This is a genomic window from Pseudomonas sp. ASL9 (genome assembly GCF_056680335.1).
On sequence record NZ_CM155277.1, the window covers coordinates 1,480,480 to 1,499,174 of the forward strand.

General features: G+C 59.1%; 15 protein-coding genes. 10 read left to right on the forward strand and 5 right to left on the reverse strand.

All coding sequences use genetic code 11. The features are described from left to right. Positions 1-8: 8 nt before the first annotated feature. On the reverse strand, positions 9-1,631 hold the full coding sequence (locus AC1ME2_RS06905) for a methyl-accepting chemotaxis protein (RefSeq protein WP_480440039.1): 1,623 nt from the start codon (positions 1,629-1,631) through the stop codon (positions 9-11). A 341-nt stretch (positions 1,632-1,972) separates the two neighbouring features. Between AC1ME2_RS06905 and AC1ME2_RS06910 the strand changes: the two genes are divergently transcribed. From AC1ME2_RS06910 to AC1ME2_RS06945, 8 genes are all read left to right on the forward strand, one after another. Next, positions 1,973-2,887, forward strand: coding sequence for a LysR family transcriptional regulator (locus AC1ME2_RS06910; RefSeq protein ID WP_480440040.1), 915 nt, complete (start codon positions 1,973-1,975; stop codon positions 2,885-2,887). 138 nt (positions 2,888-3,025) lie between these two features. Beyond that, on the forward strand, positions 3,026-4,489 hold the full coding sequence (locus AC1ME2_RS06915; protein ID WP_480440041.1) for a gamma-aminobutyraldehyde dehydrogenase: 1,464 nt from the start codon (positions 3,026-3,028) through the stop codon (positions 4,487-4,489). A gap of 105 nt (positions 4,490-4,594) precedes the next feature. After that, on the forward strand, positions 4,595-5,746 hold the full coding sequence (gene ydcS / locus AC1ME2_RS06920) for a putative ABC transporter substrate-binding protein YdcS (protein WP_480440042.1): 1,152 nt from the start codon (positions 4,595-4,597) through the stop codon (positions 5,744-5,746). A gap of 181 nt (positions 5,747-5,927) precedes the next feature. Then, complete coding sequence (locus tag AC1ME2_RS06925; RefSeq protein ID WP_480440043.1) at positions 5,928-6,968, forward strand: ABC transporter ATP-binding protein; 1,041 nt, start codon at positions 5,928-5,930, stop codon at positions 6,966-6,968. 2 nt (positions 6,969-6,970) lie between these two features. Continuing rightward, positions 6,971-7,921, forward strand: coding sequence for an ABC transporter permease (locus AC1ME2_RS06930; RefSeq protein ID WP_480440044.1), 951 nt, complete (start codon positions 6,971-6,973; stop codon positions 7,919-7,921). Beyond that, entirely contained in the window at positions 7,911-8,738 is an 828-nt protein-coding gene (locus tag AC1ME2_RS06935) for an ABC transporter permease (RefSeq protein ID WP_480440045.1), read from the forward strand. The genes AC1ME2_RS06930 and AC1ME2_RS06935 overlap by 11 nt, the downstream gene beginning before the upstream one ends. Before the next feature lie 139 nt (positions 8,739-8,877). Next, a complete protein-coding gene (locus AC1ME2_RS06940; RefSeq protein ID WP_480440046.1) occupies positions 8,878-10,302 on the forward strand; it encodes a gamma-aminobutyraldehyde dehydrogenase in 1,425 nt (474 codons plus the stop codon). 227 nt (positions 10,303-10,529) lie between these two features. Beyond that, positions 10,530-12,008 (forward strand): APC family permease, encoded by a 1,479-nt coding sequence (locus AC1ME2_RS06945; RefSeq protein WP_480440047.1) that lies wholly within the window; start codon positions 10,530-10,532, stop codon positions 12,006-12,008. Between the two features lie 91 nt (positions 12,009-12,099). On the opposite strand, the gene AC1ME2_RS06950 is transcribed toward AC1ME2_RS06945, so the two are convergent. The 3 genes from AC1ME2_RS06950 to AC1ME2_RS06960 form a co-directional block, all read right to left on the reverse strand. Beyond that, positions 12,100-13,206, reverse strand: a complete 1,107-nt coding sequence (locus tag AC1ME2_RS06950; RefSeq protein ID WP_480440048.1) for an NADH:flavin oxidoreductase/NADH oxidase — start codon at positions 13,204-13,206, stop codon at positions 12,100-12,102. 112 nt (positions 13,207-13,318) lie between these two features. Beyond that, positions 13,319-15,034: a single-stranded-DNA-specific exonuclease RecJ gene (gene recJ / locus AC1ME2_RS06955; protein ID WP_480440049.1), complete on the reverse strand. Its 1,716-nt coding sequence runs from the start codon at positions 15,032-15,034 to the stop codon at positions 13,319-13,321. 60 nt (positions 15,035-15,094) lie between these two features. Then, positions 15,095-15,637 carry a YaeQ family protein gene (locus tag AC1ME2_RS06960; RefSeq protein ID WP_322178166.1) on the reverse strand — a complete coding sequence of 181 codons (543 nt, stop codon included), beginning with the start codon at positions 15,635-15,637 and terminating at the stop codon, positions 15,095-15,097. Between the two features lie 190 nt (positions 15,638-15,827). Between AC1ME2_RS06960 and AC1ME2_RS06965 the strand changes: the two genes are divergently transcribed. Next, complete coding sequence (locus tag AC1ME2_RS06965) at positions 15,828-17,027, forward strand: CaiB/BaiF CoA transferase family protein (protein ID WP_480440050.1); 1,200 nt, start codon at positions 15,828-15,830, stop codon at positions 17,025-17,027. 91 nt (positions 17,028-17,118) lie between these two features. Next, positions 17,119-18,021: a TIGR02285 family protein gene (locus tag AC1ME2_RS06970; protein ID WP_480442033.1), complete on the forward strand. Its 903-nt coding sequence runs from the start codon at positions 17,119-17,121 to the stop codon at positions 18,019-18,021. Positions 18,022-18,140: 119 nt separating this feature from the next. Here AC1ME2_RS06970 and AC1ME2_RS06975 read toward each other — a convergent pair whose 3' ends face one another. Next, the gene (locus tag AC1ME2_RS06975; protein ID WP_480440051.1) at positions 18,141-18,437 is read right to left on the reverse strand and encodes a DUF3509 domain-containing protein; all 297 of its coding nucleotides are present in this window, start codon (positions 18,435-18,437) and stop codon (positions 18,141-18,143) included. Positions 18,438-18,695: the final 258 nt, after the last annotated feature.

Below are 18,695 nucleotides of genomic sequence, written 5' to 3' on the forward strand. Positions count from 1 at the left end.
GCTCAGTCTCAGACTTTGAAACGCGAGACGCCACTGCGCAAACCCACCGCCACCTGACTCAACTCATCAATGGCGAAGCTGGCCTGGCGCAACGAGTCCACAGTCTGGCTGCTGGCATCACCCAGTTGCACCAGCGCCTGATTGATCTGCTCGGCACCGGTGGCCTGCGCCTGCATGCCTTCATTGACCATCAGTACGCGCGGCGCCAGGGCCTGCACCTGATGGATGATCTGAGAAAGTTGTTCGCCGACCTGGGTCACTTCGGACATGCCACGACGGACTTCTTCGGAGAACTTGTCCATACCCATCACGCCTGCGGACACCGCCGACTGAATCTCACGAACCATCTGTTCGATGTCGTACGTCGCCACGGCAGTCTGATCGGCCAAGCGCCGTACTTCGGTCGCTACCACGGCAAAACCGCGCCCGTATTCACCGGCTTTTTCCGCTTCGATGGCCGCGTTGAGCGACAAGAGGTTGGTCTGGTCGGCCACTTTGACGATGGTCACCACCACCTGATTAATGTTCCCGGCCTTCTCATTGAGGATCGCCAGCTTGGCGTTGACCAGATCGGCCGCCCCCATCACCTGATGCATGGTCTCTTCCATACGCGCCAGGCCTTGCTGGCCGGAGCCAGCAAGGATCGAGGCCTGATCTGCCGCAGAGGTGACCTCTATCATGGTGCGCACCAAATCACGGGACGTGGCCGCGATCTCCCGGGAGGTCGCGCCGATTTCCGTGGTGGTGGCTGCGGTTTCGGTGGCAGTGGCCTGCTGTTGTTTGGAGGTGGCAGCAATTTCGGTCACTGAGGTGGTGACTTGTACTGATGAGCGCTGGGCCTGTGAAACCAGGCCGGTCAGCTCGACCATCATATCGTTGAAGCCGGTTTCGACTGCGCCAAACTCGTCCTTGCGGTCCAGGTTCAGGCGCTTGCTCAGGTCACCGGTGCGCATGATGTCGAGAATCTGCACGATGCGCTGCATGGGCGCCATGATCGCGCGCATCAACAGCAAACCGCAGCTCCCGGCAGCAATCACTGCGATCAACAGAGAAATACCCATGCTGGCTTTCGCACCCGCCACCGCAGAGACAATTGAAGCGGTCGCCTGGTCGGCTACTTTCTTGTTCTCGCGGATCAATGTATTGATCAGATCGCGACCGTCACTCCAGGCAGGAAACAGTTGCAGGCTGGAGACGCTGCGAGCCTTGGCGAAATCATTGGCTTGAAAAAGGGTGAGCACTTCAGCAAGTGTTTTCTGATAAACCTTATGTTGTTTTTTGAAGGCATCGAAGCGGGCTTGATCGTCCGGGGTAAAAATTGTTTTCTCATAATTACCCAACTCGTGCTCCAGGGCAGCTTCGTCACCCTTGAACTGCTCCAGCTCAGCCGCTGTGAGCGGCCGACCTTCGCCTTCGCCGAGCAACTGCAAGGTGGTCACGTAACTAATACCCCACGCGTTGCGGACCATGGTGCTGTAATAAAGGCCCGGCAGCGCATCGGTGCGGACCTGTTCCTCGCTGGACTGAATTGAAAGCAGCCGTGAATACGACACGACAACCATCAACAACATAATGGCGATGATCACAGCGAAACTCGCCAGAATCCGTTGACGCAACGTCCAATTCTTCACAGTCAGCCCTCAGGAGTTCAACATCGGCAGCACCTGCCGAGTTCAAGAAGTGGACCGACAGACGGCCCAAAGCGGCCTGAGTATAGCCCAGCCCCCCTACACCTAATACGGATGTTTCCGACACTTTCAGCTGTTCGCTGACGCCGATCAGAAGAAGCTGAACGCCTATTGCCATCAAATGAGTTACTGCAGCAGCTGCAAGCCTCCAAATGCATGCCATAGCCCGTTTGGTTGCGTAGCGCGCAGGTCCGCGCCCCTCGCTCAGCTATCGATTAAAAAGATATACACTCTGAAAAATCTAAAAAACCAATCAAGATCACGCCACCAGGACCGCCACAACCATGATGACGCTGCGCCAAATACGTCACTTCATCGCTGTCGCGGAAACCGGCTCGATCTCGGCCGCCGCGCAGGCGGTGTATATCTCCCAGTCCACGTTGACCTTGGCGATCCAGCAACTGGAACAGGAAATTGGCGTCAGCCTGTTCAATCGCCACGCCAAGGGCATGAGCCTGACTCACCAGGGCCACCAGTTCCTGCGTCAGGCGCACTTGATTCTGGCCACGGTAGATCACGCCAAACGCAGCCTGCAACAAAGCACCGATCAGGTGGCAGGCCAGTTGATTGTGGGGGTGACCAGCCTGGTGGCGGGCTATTATCTGGCAGATTTATTGACCCGATTTCAACGCGCTTATCCCAATGTCGACATCCGCGTAATGGAAGACGAGCGCCCGTATATCGAGCATTTGCTGGTCAGCGGCGAGATTGATGTCGGGGTGTTGATTCTGTCCAACCTCGAAGATCGCCACGCCCTGCAAACCGAAGTGCTGACCCATTCGCCGCACCGGGTCTGGCTGCCGGCGCAGCACCCACTGCTGGACCACGACAGCATCAACCTGGCAGACGTTGCTCGCGAGCCGCTCATTCAGCTCAATGTCGATGAAATGGACATGAATGCCCAGCGCATGTGGTCGCAAGCAGGTCTGCAACCGCGTATCACCTTGCGCACAGCCTCAACTGAAGCAGTGCGAAGCCTGGTGGCAGCCGGACTGGGGGTTTCGATCCAGCCGGACATGACCTATCGACCTTGGTCGCTCGAAGGCGACATCATCGAAGCGCGCCCCCTCGCCGACCTCAGCCAGACCCTGGACGTAGGCCTGGCATGGCGCCGAGGCAAGGCAAGGCCGGCCCTGGTCGACCCCTTTCTGACCGTCGCCCGCGAACAACCTCATACGGGACGCAGGCTATCTATTTAATCGAACGCAGCTTTCAGTATTTAGTATTTGTCGACCTCTCGCCCGCACACTAGTCTCTGTGGCTATAGATAGAAGGCCGGGCGCTCCAAGGAGCAAGCCCATGGACCCCATGTCCACACAAAAAAGAGAGCATCAAACATGCCCGGCGCGCACCCGACTCCACTGTTCACGGCACTGTTGATTGATGGTGAGCTGGTCGCAGGCCAAGGCTTCGTCGAGCCGATCATCAATCCGGCCACCGGCGAAGTACTGACTCATATTGCCGAAGCCAGCATTGAACAAGTCGAGTCCGCGATCCTTGCCGCCCACCGCGCCTTCGCCGGTTGGTCGCGAACCACGCCGCAACAACGCTCGAACATTCTGTTGTCGATCGCCAACGCCATTGAAAAACAAGCAGACCAGCTCGCCCGCCTGGAATCACTGAACTGCGGCAAGCCACTGCACTTGGCGCGCCAGGACGACTTGAGCGCGACGGTCGACGTGTTCCGTTTTTTTGCTGGCGCCGTGCGCTGTCAGACCGGCCAACTCTCCGGCGAATACCTGCCCGGCTACACCAGCATGGTCCGACGTGATCCGATTGGCGTGGTAGCGTCCATCGCGCCGTGGAACTACCCGATCATGATGGCCGCCTGGAAAATCGCCCCGGCACTGGCAGCCGGTAACACGCTGGTGTTCAAGCCTTCGGAACACACACCCCTGTCGATCCTGGCGCTGGCCCCGACGTTGGCCGAGCTATTACCGCGCGGAGTGATCAACATCATCTGCGGCGGCGGTGAAGGGGTCGGCAGCCATTTGGTCAGCCACCCGAAAGTACGCATGGTGTCATTGACCGGCGATATCGTCACCGGGCAGAAAATCCTCCAGGCCGCAGCCAAAACCCTCAAACGCACGCACCTGGAACTGGGCGGCAAAGCCCCGGTGATTGTCTGCAACGACGCCGACATTCAGGCGGTGGTTGAGGGCGTGCGCACCTACGGCTACTACAACGCGGGGCAGGACTGCACCGCCGCGTGCCGCATCTATGCGCAGACCGGGATTCATGATCGGCTGGTGGCCGAACTCGGCGCGGCGGTCAGCAGCCTGCGCTTTGCCGGCAAACGTGACGCCGACAATGAAATCGGCCCGCTGATCAGCACCCGCCAGCGTGATCGCGTCGCCAGCTTCGTCGAACGTGCGCTGGGCCAGCCGCACATCGAGCGCATCACCGGCGCAGCGGTGCATTCCGGGGCAGGGTTCTACTATCAGCCTACCCTGCTCGCCGGCTGCAAACAGACCGACGAGATCGTCCAGCGCGAAGTGTTCGGTCCGGTCGTCACCGTGACTCGCTTCGATCAGCTTGAACAAGCGGTGGACTGGGCCAACGACTCGGAATACGGCCTGGCGTCGTCGATCTGGACGCAAAATCTGGACAAGGCCATGCAAGTGGCCGCGCGTTTGCAGTACGGATGCACCTGGATCAACAGTCATTTCATGCTGGTCAGCGAAATGCCCCACGGCGGCCTCAAGCGCTCGGGTTACGGCAAGGATTTGTCCAGCGACTCGTTGCAGGACTACAGCGTGGTGCGCCACATCATGGCGCGTCATGGGCAAGACTTGAGCTGAGCGCGGCTCAAGGTGAATGACGCACTACTCTAAGAATCAGCCTGAAAAAGGCACCGTTACACCGTTCAAAACTGCCCCGACCATAATTAAAAAAGAGGGAATCCCATGTCAGTGCTCAAGACCGCATTACTCAGCGCTGTAGTCACCGGTATGTTCACCAGTTGCGGTGTATCCGCGGCAGAGATGCTCAAAACCGTCGGCGACGGCGAGGGCCAACTCGATATTGTGGCGTGGCCGGGCTACATCGAGCGGGGTGAAAGCGACAAGGCGTACGACTGGGTAACCGGCTTTGAGCAAGAGACGGGCTGTAAGGTCAGCGTCAAGACTGCCGCCACCTCCGATGAGATGGTCAGCTTGATGGCCAAGGGTGGTTATGATCTGGTCACGGCGTCCGGCGATGCTTCGCTGCGACTGATCGTCGGCAAGCGGGTCCAGCCCATCAACACCGCGCTGATTCCCAACTGGAAGAACATCGACCCGCGCCTGGCGAACGGCCCTTGGTACGTGGTCAACAAGCAAACCTACGGCACGCCTTATCAGTGGGGCCCGAACGTGCTGATGTACAACACCAATGTGTTCAAGGTCGCGCCCGTCAGCTGGGGCGTGGTGTTCGAAGCGCAGAACCTGCCAGACGGCAAACCCAACAAAGGCCGTGTCCAGGCTTATGACGGCCCGATTTATATCGCGGATGCCGCGCTGTACTTGAAGTCGACCCAGCCTGAACTGGGGATCAAGAACCCTTACGAACTCAATGAAACCCAGTACAAGGCGGTACTCGACCTGCTGCGTAAACAGCAGCCGTTGATCCACCGTTATTGGCACGACGCCACCGTCCAGATGAGTGACGTCAAGAACGAAGGCGTCGCGGCCTCCAGTTCATGGGGCTACATGGTCAATGGCCTCAAGGCTGACAAACAGCCGGTGGCCTCGACCATTCCAAAAGAAGGCGCTACCGGCTGGGCTGATACCACCATGCTCCACGCCGACGCCAAGCACCCGAACTGTGCCTACAAGTGGATGGATTGGTCACTGCAACCCAAGGTCCAGGGCGACGTAGCCGCCTGGTTCGGCTCACTGCCAGCGGTACCGGCGGCCTGCAAAGGCAGTGAACTGCTCGGCCCAGAAGGGTGCGCCACCAATGGCTTCGACCAGTTCGACAAGATCGCATTCTGGAAAACCCCGCAGGCTGAAGGCGGCAAGTTCGTACCGTACAGCCGCTGGACCCAGGACTACATCGCGATCATGGGCGGGCGCTAGTCTCCCATAGTTCCGTGGGAGCGAATTCATTCGCGAAGGCAGTGTGTCAGGCGCCAATGATGTCGGATGCGCCGCCCCCTTCGCGGATAAATCCGCTCCCACAGTAGATCTGCGCAGTTAACTAACAGATGTCCAGGCAAGGACCGCTGCGACGGTCTTCGCCTTTTCGGAGCAACACACCATGACGCTTGCAGTCCAGTTCACCCATGTTTCCCGTCAGTTCGGCGAAGTAAAAGCCGTTGACCGGGTTTCCATTGATATCCAGGACGGCGAGTTCTTTTCCATGCTGGGCCCGTCGGGCTCGGGCAAAACTACCTGCCTGCGCTTGATTGCCGGTTTCGAGCAGCCGAGCGCAGGTTCGATCCGCATTCATGGCGAAGAGGCGGCAGGCCTGCCGCCCTATCAGCGTGATGTGAATACGGTGTTTCAGGACTATGCGCTGTTCCCGCACATGAACGTGCGGGACAACGTTGCCTACGGCCTGAAGGTTAAGGGCGTCGGCAAAACCGAACGCCTCAACCGTGCCGAGGAAGCCTTGACCATGGTCGCGCTCAATGGCTACGGCGACCGTAAACCGGTGCAACTCTCCGGCGGCCAGCGTCAACGTGTGGCCCTGGCGCGCGCCTTGGTCAATCGGCCCCGCGTGCTACTGCTCGATGAGCCCCTGGGCGCCCTCGATTTGAAGCTGCGTGAGCAGATGCAAGGCGAGCTGAAGAAGCTCCAGCGCCAACTCGGTATCACCTTTATTTTCGTCACCCACGACCAGACCGAAGCCCTGTCCATGTCCGACCGCGTGGCGGTGTTCAACAAGGGGCGTATCGAGCAGGTCGATACCCCGCGCAATCTGTACATGAAACCGGCCACCACCTTTGTCGCCGAATTCGTCGGCACCTCCAACGTGTTGCACGGCGAGCTGGCCCTGCAATTGAGCGGCATCGCTCAGCCGTTTTCGATTCGCCCGGAACACATCCGCTTTGCGGAAGGCCAGGTGGGCAGTCATGAGATCCAGGTCAGCGGCCTGCTGCACGACATTCAGTACCAAGGCAGCGCCACTCGCTACGAACTCACCCTCGATAACGGCCAGACCCTGAACGTCAGCCAGGCCAACAACCAATGGCTGGACACCAGCGCGCACTACCAGACCGGTCAGCGAATCACCGCGCGCTGGGCCCGTGAGGCGATGATTACGCTGCATGAACCGGCCGTGAGCGAGGGTCTGTAACCATGAGCCAGGCCATCACCCACCCGGCAACGCAGCCCGGACAATCGCCTTTGCGGCGTTTCTCCAATCTGCTCTATCGCCGACCCAATCTCTACCTTGCGCTGCTGCTGATCCCGCCGCTGCTGTGGTTCGGCGCGGTCTATTTCGGTTCGCTGCTGACCCTGTTGTGGCAGGGCTTCTACACCTTCGACGACTTCACCATGGCGGTCACGCCTGAGCTGACCCTGGCCAACTTTGCGGCGCTGTTCAACCCGGCGAACTTCGACATCATCAAGCGCACCTTGGGCATGGCAGTCGCCGTGTCGATTGCCAGCGGCGTCGTTGCGTTCCCTATCGCGTATTACATGGCGCGGTACACCACGGGCAAAACCAAGGCATTTTTCTACATCGCCGTGATGATGCCGATGTGGGCCAGCTACATCGTCAAGGCCTACGCCTGGACCCTGTTGCTGGCCAAAGGCGGCGTGGCGCAGTGGTTCGTTCAGCACCTGGGGCTGGAGCCGGTGTTGCAGTTCATCCTGGGCATTCCCGGCGTCGGTGGCAGCACCTTGTCGACCTCGCACCTGGGGCGCTTCATGGTCTTCGTCTACATCTGGCTGCCGTTCATGATCCTGCCGATTCAGGCGTCGCTGGAGCGTTTGCCACCTTCGTTATTGCAAGCCTCGGCCGACCTTGGCGCCAAGCCACGGCAGACCTTCATGAACGTGACCCTGCCGCTGTCGGTGCCGGGAATTGCTGCCGGTTCTATTTTCACCTTCTCCCTGACCTTGGGCGATTTCATCGTGCCGCAACTGATCGGCCCACCCGGCTACTTCATCGGCAGCATGGTCTACGCCCAACAAGGCGCTATCGGCAACATGCCAATGGCCGCGGCCTTCACCCTGGTGCCGATCGTGCTGATCGCTGTTTATCTGTCCATTGTTAAACGTCTAGGGGCCTTCGATGCGCTTTAAACCTTCGACGCAGGGGGAAAAAGCCTCCCTTGGCCTGAAGCTGGCCGCATGGGGCGGACTGGTGTTCCTGCACTTCCCGATTTTCATCATCTTCATGTACGCCTTCAACACCGAAGACGCCGCCTTCAGCTTCCCGCCCCGGGGTTTCACTCTGAAGTGGTTCAGCGTGGCGTTCTCGCGCCCTGATGTGCTGGAGTCGATCAAGCTCTCGCTGGAGATCGCCTGCATTGCCACATTGATCGCCATGGTCCTCGGCACGCTGGCATCCGCCGCCCTGTACCGACGGGATTTTTTCGGCAAGGACGGCATTTCGCTGATGCTGATTCTGCCCATCGCCCTGCCAGGGATCATCACCGGTATCGCCCTGCTCTCGGCCTTCAAGACCCTGGGCATCGAACCGGGGATGTTCACCATCATCGTCGGCCACGCGACCTTCTGTGTGGTGATCGTTTACAACAACGTCATCGCCCGCTTGCGCCGCACGTCCCACAGCTTGATCGAAGCGTCGATGGACCTGGGCGCCGACGGCTGGCAGACCTTCCGCTACATCATCATGCCCAACCTCGGTTCGGCATTGTTGGCCGGCGGGATGCTGGCGTTCGCCCTGTCATTCGACGAAATCATCGTGACCACTTTTACCGCCGGCCACGAACGCACGTTGCCGATCTGGCTGCTCAACCAACTCAGTCGCCCACGCGACGTACCGGTCACCAACGTGGTCGCCATGCTGGTGATGCTGGTGACCATGCTGCCGATCCTCGGCGCCTATTACCTGACACGCGGCGGCGAGAGCGTGGCCGGCAGTGGCGGTAAATGAACAACACCAACAATCCCATGTAGGAGCTGCCGAAGGCTGCGATAAGGCCGGAACGGCCTTCAGAGGCTTAAAAAGCACGCCTGATTCGCAGGCAAGCCTGCTCCCACAGAACCCGTAATCGCCTGAATAGGACTCAACCATGCAAACCAAACTGTTGATCAATGGCCACCTGGTCGTCGGCGAAGGCCCCAGCCAGCCTGTCTTCAACCCAGCCTTGGGTCGGGTGTTGGTCGAAATCAACGAAGCCAGTGAAGCCCAGGTCGACGCTGCGGTGCGTGCCGCCGATGCTGCCTTTGAAAGCTGGTCACAGACCTCGCCCAAAGATCGCTCGCTGCTGTTGCTCAAACTGGCCGACGCCATTGAGGCCCACGGCGAAGAGCTGGCCAAGCTGGAGTCGGACAACTGCGGCAAGCCCTACAGCGCCGCGCTGAACGATGAAATTCCGGCGATTGCCGATGTGTTCCGTTTCTTCGCTGGCGCCAGCCGTTGCATGAGTGGTGCAGCGGCCGGTGAATACCTGCCGGGCCACACCTCGATGATCCGTCGTGATCCTATCGGCGTTGTGGCGTCGATTGCGCCGTGGAATTACCCGCTGATGATGGTCGCCTGGAAAATCGCCCCGGCGCTGGCCGCTGGCAATACCGTGGTGCTCAAACCCTCCGAGCAGACGCCGCTTACCGCGTTGCGTCTGGTGGAACTGGCGGCCGATATCTTCCCGGCTGGCGTGCTCAATCTGGTGTTCGGTCGAGGGCAAACCGTCGGCAATCCGTTGGTAACCCATCCAAAAGTGCGCATGGTCTCGCTGACCGGCTCTATCGCCACGGGCTCGCACATCATTTCCAGCACCGCCGACAGCGTCAAACGCATGCACATGGAACTGGGCGGCAAGGCACCGGTGATTATTTTCGATGACGCTGATATCGACGCTGCGGTCCAGGGCATTCGCACGTTCGGCTTCTACAACGCGGGTCAGGATTGCACCGCCGCGTGCCGAATCTACGCGCAGAAAGGCATCTACGAAAAATTCGTCACCCGGCTTGGCGAGGCGGTCAGCACCCTCAAGTACGGCTTGCAGGACGACCCGAAAACCGAACTGGGCCCGCTGATTACCGCGCAGCATCGCGACCGCGTGGTGGGCTTCGTCGAACGCGCCCTCGCTCAATCGCACATTCGCTTGATCACCGGTGGCAAGGTGGTTGAAGGCAACGGCTTCTTCTTCGAACCCACGGTAATTGCCGATGCACACCAGGACGACGAAATCGTCCGTCGCGAAGTGTTCGGCCCGGTGGTCTCTGTGACGCAGTTCGACAACGAAGCGCAGGTTCTGGGCTGGGCCAACGACTCCGACTACGGCTTGGCCTCGTCGGTCTGGACACAAGACGTCGGACGCGCCCACCGGATGGCTGCGCGTTTGCAATATGGTTGCACCTGGATCAACACCCACTTCATGCTGGTCAGCGAAATGCCCCATGGCGGGCAGAAGCTTTCCGGGTATGGCAAGGACATGTCCATGTACGGCCTGGAGGACTACACCACCGTGCGCCATGTGATGTTCAAGCACTGAGAGCGCTTCGCGCTCTATCGCAGCCTTCGGCAGCTCCTACATGGATCGCGTTTCAACTGTAGGAGCTGCCGGAGGCTGCGATAAGGCCGGAACGGCCTTCGGCGATGTCTGATTCACCCGTTTCACCCGCAATCCAGATCAAAACAATAACGACCTAATCGGGTTGCGCATCTTTGCGCAGCGACGGTTTCGACTATCCAAAATCTGCCGATTCCCTGGAGAAACACATGAGCGCAATACCCCCCTCTTTGGCCGCGGACAGCGATGCCGAACAACTTCGCAAGTTGGGATACACCTCCAACTTCAACCGTACGATGAGCCTGTGGGAAAACTTCGCCCTCGGCTTCACCTACCTGTCGCCCGTAGTGGGCGTCTACACCCTGTTCGGCCTGTGCCTGGCAGCAGGCGGCCCACCGATGTTCTGGGCTTACCTGTTAGTGGGCATGGGTCAATTGTTGGTGTGCCTGATCTTCGGTGAAGTGGTGTCGCAGTTTCCGATTTCAGGCGGCGTTTACCCATGGGCCCGTCGTTTGGTGGGCAAGCGCTGGGCGTGGATGGTTGGCTGGATCTATGCAATCGCCTTGTGCGTGACCATCGCTGCCGTCGCCGTGGGTGCCGGGCCGTATCTGGCCGCCATGCTCGGTTTCGAGCCCAGCGCCAACACCAACATCGTTATTGCACTGGTGCTGACGCTGTTCGCCACCCTGGTCAATCTCAGCGGCACCAAAGTCCTCGCACGCATCGCGATGTTCGGCTTTCTCTGCGAACTGATCGGCGCAGTCATCGTGGGCGTTTATCTGCTGATTTTCGAACGTCATCAGCCGATCAGCGTGCTGTTCAACACCTTTGATATTCGTATCGACGGCTCATACCTGCCGGCATTCCTCACGGCTTCATTGGCAGGGATGTTTCTGTATTACGGCTTCGAGGCCTGCGGCGATGTTGCCGAAGAAACCCCAAACCCGAGCAAGATGATCCCGCGCGCCATGCGCATGACCATTTACATCGGCGGTATCGCTGCGATGTTTGCCTGCCTGGCACTGATCCTTTCAGTACCGGACATGAGCGCGGTAATCAACGGCACCGATAAGGATCCGGTCACCACCATCCTCAATAACGCCTTCGGCGTTAACGGTTCGAAAGCGGTGATGGCCGTGGTGATGGTGTCCTTCATCTCCTGCGTGATCAGCTTGCAAGCCGCCGCCAGCCGCTTGCTATACGCCTATGCCCGGGATGAAATGATCATCGGCAGCGATGCTCTGAAACGCCTGTCACCCAATACCCAAGTGCCGGTTGCAGCGCTGTTCGTTGCCGGCGTATTGCCCGCATTGATCATCTGCCTGGGCTTTGTGTTGCAGGATGCGGTCGCCACCATCGTCAGCTTCGCCGCCATCGGTATCTACCTGGCGTTCCAGATGATCGTCATGGCCGCCCTCTTCGCCCGCGCTCGCGGCTGGACGCCAAGCGGACAATTCAGCCTCGGCAAATGGGGCCTGCCCGTCAACCTTGGCGCGTTGATCTACGGCGTGCTGGCCATCATCAACATGGCCTGGCCTCGTACCCCCGATGCGGCCTGGTACATCAACTACGCCATGGTCCTGACCACCGCCATTGTCATCGGCCTCGGCCTGATCTACATGTGGCTCGGCAAACCGTACGACCACGGTACGGCGCCGGCTGGGGATGCGTGGAAAGTCGGGAAGTAAAAGCCTTTGATCTGATAATGCCCACGTTTTGCGTGGGCATTTCGTATGGGCGTCTTCGAATAAATTCGCACTGAGGAAGGAGTGCTCGACGTCACTCCCGCAAATCAGACTCATGGATCGGTTGATCTCGGTGGGTGGCGCGTTGATATTGCGCGGGCCAAATGGCTTTGCGTCCGCCCAGGTCATCGTCAGCGTGCAGGGGCCAGTACGGATCACGCAGGAGTTCGCGGGCCAGCAGGATCAAGTCAGCTTGCCCGGTACGAAGAATGTGTTCGGCTTGCGCCGGTTCTGTGATCATGCCGACTGTGCCGGTAGCAATGCCGGATTCTTTGCGCACTCGCTCGGCGAAGCGAGTCTGATAACCGGGTCCGACCGGAATTTCCGCATTGGCAGACGTGCCGCCCGACGACACGTCGATCAAGTCCACGCCGATGTCCCTCAAGCGCCGCGCCAGCTCAACAGTTTCGTCTGGGTTCCAGCCGTCTTCGACCCAGTCGGTGGCCGATACCCGTACAAACAAGGGCAGTTCTTCGGGCCAGATGGCGCGTACGGCGTTGGTGACTTGCAGGGTCAGACGAATGCGATTCTCAAACGTGCCGCCATATTGATCGCGACGCTGATTGCTCAACGGTGACAGGAATTGGTGCAACAGATAGCCGTGAGCCGCATGAATCTCGACCACTTTGAAACCGGCCGTCAGCGCGCGCTTCGCTGCGTCGACGAACGCCTGAATCACGTCCTGGATCTGGCGCTCATCCAGTTGTGTCGGCGCCGTGTGTTTGGGGTCGAATGCGATAGGCGAAGGCCCGACAGGCGTCCAGCCACCCTCACTTAACGGCACGCTGCCCTGCTTGCCCAACCAGGGCCGCCAAGTGCTGGCCTTCCGACCGGCATGCGCCAGCTGGATACCGGCAACCGCACCTTGAGCAGTGATGAAGCGGGTGATGCGTTGCAACGGCTCTATTTGTTCGTCGTTCCACAACCCCAAATCTTCGGCCGTGATTCGCCCGTCTTTGGTAACGGCGGTGGCTTCGGTGAATACCAGCCCGGCACCGCCGACCGCACGGCTACCAAGATGAACAAGATGCCAGTCGTTGGCCAGGCCATCGACACAGGAGTACTGACACATCGGTGACACCGCGATGCGATTGAGCAGGGTCAGTTGACGCAGGGTAAAGGGTTCAAGCAGCAGGCTCATGGGCACCTCTCACGTTGAAAAACGGGTTCCAGATTCTGTGTGGCACGTTTTTGTATGCCAGTGCCTAGAGCCTAGTCGACAACTCAAGAGAGACGAGGGTTCCCGCAGTAAATCAACGCGCTGCGATATGCGCCACCATCAACTGCACAGTTTCGTTGCCCCGAAACTCATTCAAATCGAGTTTGTAAGCCAGCTCCACCCAACGAATATTTGGGTTCGGCCAAATCTCACGGTCAACGCTGAAGGCGATGCCATCGAGTTTCAGCGTGCCGCACTCGCTTTTCAGCACCATCTTCAAATGACGCTCGCCGACGATGCGCTGCTCTACCAACTGAAACACACCGTGGAACAACGGCTCAGGGAAATGCTGACCCCAAGGCCCCGCGTTACGCAGCGCACGGGCCAGTTCCAGATGAAACTCTTCCACCGCCAGCGTGCCATCGGACAGCAGGCGCCCGGTCAGGTCGTCTTCACACAGTTGGCGACGCACTTCCGCGTCAAACGCTTCGGCGAACGCCGGGAAGTTCGCTTCAGGCAACGACAGGCCGGCGGCCATCGCATGCCCACCAAACTTGCTGATCAATTCCGGATGCTTGGCAGCCACGGCGTCCAGCGCATCGCGGATATGAAAACCGGGCACTGAACGCGCCGAACCTTTGAGTACGCCTTCCCCGGCGCTGGCGAAGGCGATGGCCGGGCGGTGATAACGCTCTTTCAGGCGTGAAGCGAGAATCCCGATCACCCCCTGGTGCCAGTCCGCCTCGAACAGACACAAGCCGAATGGCATTGATTCCAGCGGCAAGTCCTTGAGTTGCGCCAGCGCTTCGCGCTGCATGCCCTGCTCGATGGATTTGCGGTCCTGGTTCAACTCGTCGAGTTGCACCGCCATTTCACGGGCCAGGGTTTCGTCTTCACAGAGCAGGCATTCGATGCCCAGGCTCATGTCATCCAGACGACCGGCAGCATTCAAACGCGGCCCGATGATGAACCCGAGGTCGGTCGAGGTAATGCGCGCAGGTTCACGGCGCGCGACGTCGAGAATCGCCATGAGCCCCGGCCGTGCGCGACCTGCACGGATGCGCAGCAGTCCTTGATGGACCAGGATGCGATTGTTGGCGTCCAGCGGCACCACGTCGGCGACGCTGCCCAGTGCAACCAGATCGAGCAGTTCGCCGAGGTTCGGTTGCGCCCGTTGATTAGCCTCGAACCAACCGGTATCACGCAACCGTGCGCGCAATGCCATCAACACATAGAAAATCACCCCGACACCCGCCAGCGCTTTGCTGGGGAATTCGCAACCGGGCTGATTCGGGTTGACGATGGCATCGGCTGCCGGCAGTTCATGGCCGGGCAAGTGGTGGTCGGTGACCAACACCTGCAAACCTGCCGCCTTGGCTGCCGCCACACCCTCGACGCTGGAAATACCGTTGTCCACGGTAATCAGCAATTGCGGCGTACGCTGCAAGGCGACGGCGACAATTTCCGGGGTCAGGCCGTAGCCATACTCAAAACGGTTCGGCACCAGATAATCGACATGCGCCGCACCCAGCAGCCTAAGGCCCAGCACACCGACAGTACTGGCGGTCGCGCCATCGGCATCGAAGTCGCCAACGATCAGGATGCGCTGACGCTCGTTCAACGCCGTCACCAACAGGTCCACCGCCGCATCGATCCCTTTGAGCTGCTGATAAGGAATCAGACGAGCCAGACTTTTGTCCAGCTCGACCTCGGACAGCACGCCGCGCGCGGCATACAGACGCGTCAGCAAAGGCGGCAGGTCGCCGAGAAACGGCAAGGTATCAGGCAACAGGCGAGGTTCGATGCGCATTCGGTTTCCGCTGGATTTCTTTAATTGGCGAGCTGGCTGAGCAATCAGTGACGAGGCGTATCAACCACGCTCACCGGTGAGCCACTGCAACTGAACTTCGTGCTGACCACGGTCGTCGGTCACGAAAATCGTCCCTTCGCTGATCATCACGTCCCACTTGATAACGCGTGGCATGTCCTTGGCCAGGACTTCCAGAATGTCTTGCGGCACGGCGGCGATGTTGACGTTCTTCAGGTTTTTCGCGACCGGGATGACTTTGGTTTCCCAGACACGCAAGCTGCCGTAAGCCAACAGGCTGGTGCGCTCGGTACGGCGCGAGCACCAGGTTATGCGATCAGCGTCCGGCTGGCCCACTTCGATCCAGTGCAACACGCGACCATCCAGGCTCTTTTCCCAGAGTGCTGGCTCGTCCACGTCCGACAAGCCACGGCCAAACGCCAGGTGCTCGCTGTACCAGAAGGCATAAGCCAGCAAACGCACCGTCATGCGCTCTTCGGTTTCGGAGGGGTGCCGAGCGATCGTCTGTTTGACACTTTCATAGACGCTACGGTCGAGGTCGGTGAGATTGAGTTCGAATTTGTAGGTCGTGGACGGCTGGGCCATGAACGGGCTTCTAGATGCGGAGAAAGGCGCCAAGTCTAACCGATGCTGACCCATTGAACGACTGAACCGGCCTGATCTGCCCGGCGGTCGGGACAAATAAGCGCCTGAGGCCAGACCCAGGTGCAACTGAAGCAGAATCTGTCGGCAGAATCGAATAGGCTAAGGCGACTCGCTGCCCACAGGATGTCCCATGCCGCTCACTGCCAAACCCCTTGCTGGTCTCAAAGTCATTGAACTGGGGACGTTGATCGCCGGCCCTTTCGCGTCGCGGATCTGTGCCGAGTTCGGTGCCGAGGTGATCAAAATCGAGTCGCCAGACGGCGGCGATCCGCTGCGCAAGTGGCGCAAGCTGTACGAGGGAACCTCGCTGTGGTGGTTTGTTCAGTCGCGCAATAAAAAGTCGCTGACGCTCAACCTCAAGCATCCCGAGGGTTTGGCCATCCTTAAGCAGTTGCTGGGCGAGGCCGACATTCTCATTGAGAACTTTCGCCCCGGCGTGCTGGAGAAACTGGGTCTGGGATGGGAAACCCTGCACGCGCTGAACCCGAAACTGGTGATGGTGCGCCTGTCCGGCTTCGGCCAGACCGGGCCAATGAAGGATCAGCCAGGGTTCGGTGCGGTGGGGGAATCCATGGGTGGGTTGCGCTACATCACCGGCTTTGAGGACCGCCCGCCCGTGCGCACCGGGATTTCCATCGGTGACTCAATTGCCGCACTGTGGGGTGTGATTGGCGCGTTGATGGCGTTGCGTCACCGCGAAGTCAACGGCGGCCAGGGCCAAGTGGTGGATGTGGCATTGTACGAGGCGATTTTCGCGATGATGGAAAGTATGGTCCCGGAGTTCGACGTGTTCGGGTTCATCCGCGAGCGCACCGGCAACATCATGCCCGGTATTACGCCCTCTTCGATTCACACCAGCGCCGACGGCAAGCACATACAGATCGGCGCCAATGGCGACGCGATTTTCAAACGGTTCATGCAGGTCATCGGTCGCGAAGACCTGGCCAACGACCCCGTGCTGGCCAGCAATGACGGGCGTGACAGCCGCCGTGATGAGCTGTACGGCGTGATTGATCGCTGGGTCGGTTCGCTGCCGCTGGAAACACTGCTGAGCATGCTGACCGAAGCCCAGGTACCTGCCAGTCGCATTTACTCAGCCGAAGACATGTTCAGCGACCCGCAGTTTCTCGCCCGGGAGATGTTTCTCCAGGCCAAGTTACCCGATGGAAAATCGTTCAAAATGCCCGGTATCGTCCCCAAACTCTCGGAAACTCCAGGGTCAGCGGACTGGGTCGGGCCCGAGCTGGGGGCTCATAATTCGGAACTACTAAACACGCTGGGTTATGACACTGAACAGATCATTCGTCTGCGCGCACAGGGTGTTATCTGAATGGCGCTATAATTCAGCCACTTTTCAGGGATGAAATCAGAGAATGATCTATCGACCCTTACGGCCCACAACGTCTTTTCTGCAGCTCATGCTGGTCCTGGTTTCGCTCATTGGCGTGCCGCGTACCAGCATGGCAAAAGACACGCTGATCTGGTTAGTGCGCGATCTGCCGCCCTTGACGATCATTTCAGGTCCGCAAAAGGGGCGGGGTGCAATTGATCGACTGATGCCGTTGTTAATCGCCCGAATGCCCGAGTACGAACACCAGTTGCTGCAGGTCAATCGCGCCCGAGGCATGCAAATGCTTAATGAGCCCTCCTTTACCTGCGACCCGACATTGCTTTGGACTGAGGAGCGAGCGAAAACCATTATTTTCTCGATCCCTACCTATGGGGTGATCAGCAACGGCATCGTCATTCGTCGTGAAGACGCGAGTCGCTTCACCCCCTTCATCGAGGCGGGTCAGGTCGACCTGGTGGCGATGCTGGCGAGTCATACGATCAAGCTTGGGCTGGTAGCCGAACGCAGTTACGGCCTGGTCATCGATAAAATGGTGCAAAACGCCTCAGCCCCTGACGTAAGCGAGCATTACGGCAACGATGCCATCGGCAGCCTGTTACAGATGGAGCGCTTGGGTCGTTTGCAGGCCTTGATCAGCTACTGGCCAGAAGCCCGCTACCAGGCATTGCATCAAGGCATCGACCCTGAAGAGCTGACGTTTTACCCGGTCAAGGGCACCGCCAAATACCAGTTCGCCCATATCGGTTGTTCGGATACCGAGCAGGGCCGAGAAGCCATGAAGATTATCAACCGCGAAATGCGCGTGTTACGCGAGAGCAGACTCATCGACTTTTATGCCGAGTGGCTGGACCCGCAGTCCCGCGTGGAATACCTGAAGGATGCCAAGACGTTTTTCGAAACCCCTTTAGCCTGTGCAACGACAGACGCTTGCCAAACTGCAGACAAAAGAAACCCCGAGCAGCGGGGTAACTAACTCGGGGTCAAACCGTGGTCCCTCAGGACCAGTACGGCAGGTAACAATTACCGGAGCACAGTGCTTGAACCTGCCGTACTAAATAAGAGACCTCAATGCGACCAAGGTTCCCTGATCAGTCAAATAAAAGCCCGATCCGGTGTAAACGCCCGTGCTTGAGCGACATGGCGCATGGCCGCGATCACACAGGGTTCGATGCGCCCCTCGGCCACTAACAGGTCTCGATGAAAGCCATCGACCACATCGGTCAGTTGGCGCTTGTCGCAAAGCTGCGCTACACACAGCGTGCGCTCGATCACAATCGCACCGGCTGAATTTTTCAGAGTCACCAGACGCTCACCCTGAGAACCTACCGGGCCAAGGGTTGCCAGGTAAGGCGTCAGAGCGTCGCTTAGCAGTAAGCTGATATTTTCCATCTGGATCACCACTCAACAGTTTGAATGCAAAGGTGCTTATCAATGACCATCGGCTCGAGGAAAAAGTTCTTGCGCCGTGGGCTGGGTAATTGCCTGCAACCAGGAACCTTGAGCATGCCTGCTGAACATGACAGATAAAAAACAACCGGACATAGGTCCTCGCCATGGAGAAGCCAGCCTGCAATACGCTATCAATGTGCACCAAGCGCTGCCGATAACCTTCAAGACAGGTCAGCAGACCTTGCCCACGCCAACGGG

Excerpts from the sequence above, each read along its gene's own strand:
- AC1ME2_RS06965 (WP_480440050.1), top strand. The coding sequence starts at position 15,828 with ATGCCGCTCACTGCCAAACCCCTTGCTGGTCTCAAAGTCATTGAACTG.
- AC1ME2_RS06945 (WP_480440047.1), top strand. The coding sequence starts at position 10,530 with ATGAGCGCAATACCCCCCTCTTTGGCCGCGGACAGCGATGCCGAACAA.
- recJ (WP_480440049.1), bottom strand. The coding sequence starts at position 15,034 with ATGCGCATCGAACCTCGCCTGTTGCCTGATACCTTGCCGTTTCTCGGC.
- AC1ME2_RS06940 (WP_480440046.1), top strand. The coding sequence starts at position 8,878 with ATGCAAACCAAACTGTTGATCAATGGCCACCTGGTCGTCGGCGAAGGC.
- AC1ME2_RS06915 (WP_480440041.1), top strand. The coding sequence starts at position 3,026 with ATGCCCGGCGCGCACCCGACTCCACTGTTCACGGCACTGTTGATTGAT.
- AC1ME2_RS06935 (WP_480440045.1), top strand. The coding sequence starts at position 7,911 with ATGCGCTTTAAACCTTCGACGCAGGGGGAAAAAGCCTCCCTTGGCCTG.
- AC1ME2_RS06950 (WP_480440048.1), bottom strand. The coding sequence starts at position 13,206 with ATGAGCCTGCTGCTTGAACCCTTTACCCTGCGTCAACTGACCCTGCTC.
- AC1ME2_RS06930 (WP_480440044.1), top strand. The coding sequence starts at position 6,971 with ATGAGCCAGGCCATCACCCACCCGGCAACGCAGCCCGGACAATCGCCT.
- AC1ME2_RS06925 (WP_480440043.1), top strand. The coding sequence starts at position 5,928 with ATGACGCTTGCAGTCCAGTTCACCCATGTTTCCCGTCAGTTCGGCGAA.
- ydcS (WP_480440042.1), top strand. The coding sequence starts at position 4,595 with ATGTCAGTGCTCAAGACCGCATTACTCAGCGCTGTAGTCACCGGTATG.
- AC1ME2_RS06960 (WP_322178166.1), bottom strand. The coding sequence starts at position 15,637 with ATGGCCCAGCCGTCCACGACCTACAAATTCGAACTCAATCTCACCGAC.
- AC1ME2_RS06910 (WP_480440040.1), top strand. The coding sequence starts at position 1,973 with ATGATGACGCTGCGCCAAATACGTCACTTCATCGCTGTCGCGGAAACC.
- AC1ME2_RS06975 (WP_480440051.1), bottom strand. The coding sequence starts at position 18,437 with ATGGAAAATATCAGCTTACTGCTAAGCGACGCTCTGACGCCTTACCTG.